Origin of the sequence: Dietzia sp. Cai40, assembly GCF_014145165.1 — a bacterium.
Classification (GTDB): Bacteria; Actinomycetota; Actinomycetes; order Mycobacteriales; family Mycobacteriaceae; genus Dietzia; species Dietzia natronolimnaea.
In genome coordinates, this window is sequence record NZ_JAALEB010000196.1 from 1 (window position 1) to 6,261 (window position 6,261).

At 70.7% G+C, this 6,261-nt stretch carries 6 protein-coding genes; 1 reads left to right on the forward strand and 5 read right to left on the reverse strand.

All coding sequences use genetic code 11. From position 1 onward, the window contains the following. The 5 genes from G6022_RS08565 to G6022_RS08585 form a co-directional block, all read right to left on the reverse strand. Positions 1-642, reverse strand: a 642-nt coding sequence (locus G6022_RS08565; protein WP_241731125.1) for a formate dehydrogenase accessory sulfurtransferase FdhD, incomplete at its 3' end; no start/stop codon positions are given. 69 nt (positions 643-711) lie between these two features. Continuing rightward, positions 712-1,746, reverse strand: a complete 1,035-nt coding sequence (locus G6022_RS08570) for a zinc-dependent alcohol dehydrogenase family protein (RefSeq protein WP_206682368.1) — start codon at positions 1,744-1,746, stop codon at positions 712-714. A 172-nt stretch (positions 1,747-1,918) separates the two neighbouring features. Then, entirely contained in the window at positions 1,919-2,542 is a 624-nt protein-coding gene (gene epsC / locus G6022_RS08575; protein ID WP_182639113.1) for a serine O-acetyltransferase EpsC, read from the reverse strand. Next, complete coding sequence (cysK, locus tag G6022_RS08580; RefSeq protein WP_179524173.1) at positions 2,542-3,477, reverse strand: cysteine synthase A; 936 nt, start codon at positions 3,475-3,477, stop codon at positions 2,542-2,544. The genes epsC and cysK overlap by 1 nt, the downstream gene beginning before the upstream one ends. 154 nt (positions 3,478-3,631) lie before the next feature. Further along, complete coding sequence (locus G6022_RS08585; RefSeq protein ID WP_182639111.1) at positions 3,632-5,422, reverse strand: long-chain fatty acid--CoA ligase; 1,791 nt, start codon at positions 5,420-5,422, stop codon at positions 3,632-3,634. Positions 5,423-5,572: 150 nt separating this feature from the next. Between G6022_RS08585 and G6022_RS08590 the strand changes: the two genes are divergently transcribed. Next, a partial coding sequence (locus tag G6022_RS08590) for a GAF domain-containing protein (RefSeq protein ID WP_347238164.1) occupies positions 5,573-6,261 on the forward strand: 689 nt, incomplete at its 3' end.

Here is a 6,261-nt window from a genome sequence, read left to right on the forward strand (position 1 = left end):
CCCGGAGACCTGCAGGATCGTCTCCCGCAGCGGGAGCCGGCCCTCGCGCAGGGCCCAACCCACCACCTTGTCCACCGCGTTGTGCCGACCGACGTCCTCGCGCAGACAGAGCAGGTCGCCGTCGGGGGAGAACAGGGCCGCCGCGTGGACCCCGCCGGTGCGGCCGAAGACGATCTGACCCTCGCGGAGCCGGTCGGGAAGGGAGAGCAGGACCGCAGCCCCGACCAGGGGGGTGGCCGGCTCGGCGGGGAAGTGGGTCGCCTTGCGCACCTCCGCGACCGAGTCGACGCCGCACACCCCGCAGGAGCTGGTCATGGCGGTCACGCGGACGGACCGGGGCTCCGGGACATCCGGGGACAGGGTCACGGTGAGGGTGTTGTAGTCCTGCTCGGTGCGGCCGCTCACGGTGGTGCAGTAGCAGATCTCGGGGAGGTGGTCGCGGTGCCAGATCGCCCCCTCCGACACCAGGTAACCGGCGGCCAGGTCCATGTCGTCGCCCGGGGTGCGCATCGTGACGAGGTAGGGGCGTCCCCCGAGACGGACCTCCAGCGGCTCCTCCACCGCGAGGGTCGCCACCTCACGTCTGGCGTCACTGCCGGCGATGATCCTCCGCGCGGGGTGACGACTCGTCCGTCGTCCCATGGTGCAGAGGCTAGCCGGTGCCGGGTTCAGCCGCCGCCGCGGTCAGCCGCAGGCCCGGCGGGCCAGCGGTCAGCGCCGTTCGGTGGACCGGTGGGCCACGCGCAGGACACCGGCGCCGCGGACGTCCCCCGCGTCGAGGTAGGCCAGGGCGTCGGGGGCCTCGTCGAGCCGGTACTCGTGGGTGGTGGGGCGGAGGGCGAGGCGCTCGGCCAGGGCGAGGAACTCCTCGCCGTCGGAGCGGGTGTTGCTCTCCACACTGGTCACGGTCCGCTCGTGGAACAGGTGCCGCTGGTAGTCGAGCCGGGGGATGTCGGAGAGGTGGATGCCGGCCACGGCCAGCGTCGCGCCGGGGGCGAGTGCCGCCAGGGCCACCGGCACGATCTCCCCCGCCGGAGCGAAGAGGATCGCGGCGTCGAGCGGGACCGGGGGGTGCTCGCGGGCATCACCGGCCGAGGCCGCTCCCAGGTCGAGAGCCAACCGGCGCGCGCCCTCGCCCCGGGTGAGCACGTGGACCTCCGCCCCCTGCGCGAGGGCGAGTTGAGCGGTGAGATGGGCCGAACCGCCGAAGCCGTAGACGCCCAGCCTGCCGCCCGGCGGGAGCGCCGCACGCTTCAGCGCGCGGTACCCGATGATGCCCGCGCACAGCAGCGGCGCGGCCGAGAGGTCGTCGATCCCGTCGGGAAGGGCGTAGGCGAAGGCCTCGGCAGCGGTGGTGAACTCCGCGTAGCCGCCGTCGGCATCCCATCCGGTGTAGCGGGACCGGGCGCACAGGTTCTCCCGTCCGGCCCGGCAGGCACCGCAACTCCCGCAGGTGCCCCGCAGCCAGGGGACGCCCACCCGGTCACCGGTGAGGAACCGGACGCACCCGGGACCCGAACCGACGACCTCTCCGACGATCTCGTGGCCGGGGACCACCCGCGGTCGGCGGACCGGGAGGTCACCTGTGGCGACGTGCAGGTCGGTCCGGCAGACCCCGCACGTGAGGACGCGGATCAGGATCTCACCCGGCCCGGGCTCGGGCACGGCGAGCTCGACGAGGTCCAGCGGGGACCGCGCCAGGGGTGCCGGCTCGCGGACCACCCAGGCCCGCATCGTCGTCGTCATGGTCACGATCACCTCGATCCCGCGGTGCGGTGACGGCGATCCTATCCCCGGCCGCGCGGCGCGGGCCAGCCCCGGACAGCGATCGGGCGCGTGGTCGGGACGGCCGGAACCACGACGAGGTCCGGGACCCGCCCCCACGGGATTCGTGGGGTGGGTCCCGGACCTCGAGGGGTCAGATGTAGATGGCGGGGTCGATGTAGAACTGCGCGTCGCGCAGCTCCTCCTTCGACTCCGTGGCGGGCTTGGCGACGCCCGGGATGCCCACGACGATCGAGTTGGCCGGGGCGTCCTTGACCACCACGGCGTTGGCGCCGACCGACGAGTCCGAACCGATCTCGACGGGGCCCAGGATCTTGGCCCCGGCGCCGACGGTCACGCGGTCGCCCAGGGTGGGGTGGCGCTTGACGTGCTTGAGCGAGACGCCGCCCAGGGTGACCCCGTGGTACAGCATGCAGTCGTCGCCGATCTCGGCGGTCTCCCCGATGACCACGCCCATGCCGTGGTCGATGAAGAACCGCCGACCGATGGTGGCACCGGGGTGGATCTCGATCCCCGTGAGGAACCGGGTGAACTGGCTCAGGACGCGGGCCGCGAACCGGCCGGTCCCGCCGGCCACCCACAGTCGGTGGGAGAGCCGGTGGGACCAGATCGCGTGCAGGCCGGAGTAGACGATCGCGTTCTCGACATCTCCCCGGGCCGCCGGGTCGTGGGCACGCGCCGCGGCGAGATCCTCGCGCAGGGTGCGCAGGATCCCCGCCGCGGGCGCGTCCGCGGTCGACGGAGTCGGGTCGGTCATCAGTCGCGGTAGTCCTCGAACAGCATGGTGGACACGTAGCGCTCGCCGTAGTCGCACACGATCACCACGATGGTCTTGCCGGCGTTCTCGGGACGCTTGGCCACCTCGAGCGCGGCCCACACGTTGGCACCGGACGAGATGCCGGCGAGGATGCCCTCCTCGGTGCCGAGGCGCTTGGCGATCCGCAGCGAATCGTCGAGGGTGACGTCGATGACCTCGTCGTAGATGTCCCGGTTGAGGATCTCGGGGACGAAGTTGGCGCCCAGACCCTGGATCTTGTGCGGTCCGGCCTTGCCCTCGGTGAGCAGCGGCGAGTCCTTGGGCTCGACGGCCACGATCTGGATGTCCGACTTCTGCTCGCGCAGGTACCCGCCGGCGCCGGTGATGGTGCCGCCGGTGCCGATGCCGGCGATGAAGATGTCGACCTCGCCGTCGGTGTCCTCCCAGACCTCGGGGCCGCTGGTCCGGCGGTGGACGTCCGGGTTGGCCGGGTTGGCGAACTGCCGGGCCAGGACCGCGTTCTCGCGGGTGGAGGCGACCTCCTCGGCCTTGGCCACGGCGCCCTTCATGCCCTCGGAGCCCGGGGTGAGGATGAGCTCGGCACCGTAGGCACGCATGACCGCACGGCGCTCGACCGACATGGTGTCGGGCATGACCAGGACGGACTTGAACCCGCGCGCGGACGCGACCATGGCCAGCGCGATGCCGGTGTTGCCGGACGTGCCCTCGACGATGGTGCCACCGGGCTTGAGGGCGCCGGAGGCGACCGCGTCGTCGATGATCGCGGCACCGATGCGGTCCTTGACGCTGGCGGCCGGGTTGGCGGACTCCAGCTTGGCGAGCACGGTGGCCTGGAGGCCGTCGGTGAGGGAGTTGAGGCGGACCAGGGGCGTGTGGCCGATGGTCTCGGTGATGTCGGAATAGATCTTCGCCATTGGTGAGTTCCGTTCTTCAGAATGAACCGATCTGTCTATCGGCAAGTGTACGTGATCCCGCACCCGTCCGGACCACGCCCGCGTGAAATGACGGGGCCGGCGAAATGCCGCAGCGCCCGGACCCCGTGGGGCCCGGGCGCTACCGGTCGAGGACTCAGTTGTCGGAGTAGAGCGCCTCGATCTCGCTGCCGAAGCGGTCGTGCACGACGTTGCGCTTGAGCTTGAGCGTCGGGGTGAGCTCACCGCTCTCCACCGAGAACTCCGCCGCGAGGATCTTGAACTTGCGGATGGACTCGGCGCGGGAGACGGACTTGTTGGCCTGGTCCACCGCGTCCTGGATGGCGCCGACCAGCTCGCCGTCCTGGAGCAGGTCCGCCACCTCGCCGGTCTTGCCGTGCTTGTCCCGCCACGCCGGGAAGGTCTCCTGGTCGATGGTGATCAGCGCTGCGATGTAGTTGCGGTTGTCGCCCACCACGACGGCCTGGCTGATCAGCGGATCGGCCGAGAGGAGGTCCTCCATCTGGGACGGCGACACGTTCTTGCCGCCGGCGGTGACGATGAGGTCCTTCTTGCGGCCGGTGATCGACAGGTAACCGTCCGAGTCGAGCTCGCCGATGTCGCCGGTGTGGTACCACTCGCCGGTCCAGGACTCCTCGTTGGCCTTCGGGTTCTGCCAGTAGCCCTTGAACAGGGTCTTGGCCTTGGCCAGGATCTCGCCGTCGTCGGCGATCTGGATGGTCACACCGGGGATCGGTCGACCGACGGTGCCGATCTTGGCCTGGCCGATCGGGTTGACGGTGAGCACGCCCGAGGACTCGGTGAGGCCGTAGCCCTCGAGCAGGTCGAAGCCGGCGCCGCGGTAGAAGTGGCCGAGACGGGCGCCCAGGGGGCCGCCGCCGGAGATGATGCGGTTGCACTCGCCGCCCAGGGCGTCGTGGAGCTTCGAGTAGACCAGCTTGGAGAACAACTTCTGCTTGAGCGCCAGGCCCGCGGGCGGCTTCCCGCCACCCTCCATGGCCATGGAGTAGTCGATCGCGGTCTGCACCGCGGCCTTGAAGATCTTGGCCTTGGCGCCGCCGGCGGCCTCGGCCTTGCCCGCGGCGGAGTTGTAGACCTTCTCGAGCACGCGCGGGACCGACACGAGGAAGGTCGGGTGGATCTCCGCCAGGCGCTCGACGACCTTGGTCGTGTCGGGCTCGTGGGCCACGGCGACGCGCTTGTAGAAGCATGCCACCTCGAGGATGCGGGCCAGCACGTGTGCCAGCGGCAGGAAGATCAGGGTGCGGCTGTTGGGGACGAACGCGTCCTTGAGCTGCTCCTCGACCGACATCACGACGCCGGCGAACCCGCCGTGCAGGATCTCGCAGCCCTTGGGGTTGCCCGTCGTGCCGGAGGTGTAGATGATGGCGCACCGGTCCTCGTGGCCCGTCGCCAGCGAGGCCTGCTCGAGCTGCTCGTCGGTGACATCCGCTCCCGCGGCGGTGAGCTGGGCGACCAGGTCGTTCTCGATGACCATGATGTCGCCGTTCCACTCGGTGCCGGACGTCAGCACCTCGCGGAGTTCGAGGTTCTCGACCACGGCGACGGTCGCGCCGGAGTCGGTGAGGATCCAGTCGCACTGGCCCGACGAGGAGGTCTCGTAGATCGGCACGGTGACGGCGCCGACCGCCCAGGAGGCCCACGCGATGAGCGACCACTCGTAGCGGGTGTGGCTCATGATGGCCAGGCGGTCGCCGGGCTTGACGCCCCGGGCGATGAGTCCCTTGGCGACGCCCTTGACCTCTTCCAGGTACTGGGCGCAGGTGACCTCCTTCCAGTCGGTCCCGACGAGCCGCAGTACCGCGACGTCGTTCGGGGCCTCCTCCGCGTTCTTGAACAGGAGTCGGCCGAGGTTCTCGACAGGGAAGGGCTTGGTTACTGGAGGGGTGGCGAACTCGGTCGTCATTGCGATCCTTAGGTCATGTGTGGCCTGTATCACTGGCAAGTGTAGAGGGTTGGCCGCTGTCCGTGTTCAGCACGGTCTATTTAGATCCGTTTATGAGGGGCGCGTCAGGTTTGTGATCCCGGTTCGTGTGATACGGGTTACACTGACGACATGTTCGGGGGCACGGGACCCGCGGCGAGCCTGCTGGTGGCCGAGTCGTGGGAGCGCAGCAGGCATCGGGGTATCGACCCCACCGTGGTCGCGCCGTCGGTCGAGCTGGAGGGCCCGGACCTCTCCCGCCACGTGGCGGAGCACCGGATGGCGTCGGTCCTCCCGGTGGTCGAGTCGGTCCTCGTGTCGGGCGTGGTCTCCAGCGGGCACATCGTCGCCGTCGCGGACGAGCGGGGACGGTTGCTCCGCGTGATCGGTGACCGGGGCGTCCGGTCCCGCGCGGAGTCGATGGCGTTCATCCCCGGCGCGGTCTGGACGGACGAGGCGGTCGGGGCCAACGCGCCGGGGCTCGCGCTCCGGCACGACACGGAGGTGCGGGTCCGCGGGTCCGAGCACTATCTCGAGATGGCCCACGAGTGGAGTTGCGCGGCGGCGCCGGTCCACGACCCCGGGACGGGTGAGCTGATCGGGCTCATCGACGTCACCGGCCCGAGCAGTGCGGCCTCGGATCAGATGCTCGCCCTGATCCGGGCGACGGTGATGCTCGCCGAGGGGGAGCTGCGCACCGCCGCCGGCCTGGTCGTACCCCGTCGCGGCGGGGTCGACCGAGCCGAGGGTGGGCGGTTCAGGCTGCGTGTTCTCGGTGCGGGGGCCGGCGTGGTCGACGGGGACGGCCCCGGGGTCGGCGG

Excerpts from the sequence above, each read along its gene's own strand:
- G6022_RS08585 (WP_182639111.1), bottom strand. The coding sequence starts at position 5,422 with ATGACGACCGAGTTCGCCACCCCTCCAGTAACCAAGCCCTTCCCTGTC.
- cysK (WP_179524173.1), bottom strand. The coding sequence starts at position 3,477 with ATGGCGAAGATCTATTCCGACATCACCGAGACCATCGGCCACACGCCC.
- epsC (WP_182639113.1), bottom strand. The coding sequence starts at position 2,542 with ATGACCGACCCGACTCCGTCGACCGCGGACGCGCCCGCGGCGGGGATC.
- G6022_RS08570 (WP_206682368.1), bottom strand. The coding sequence starts at position 1,746 with ATGACGACGACGATGCGGGCCTGGGTGGTCCGCGAGCCGGCACCCCTG.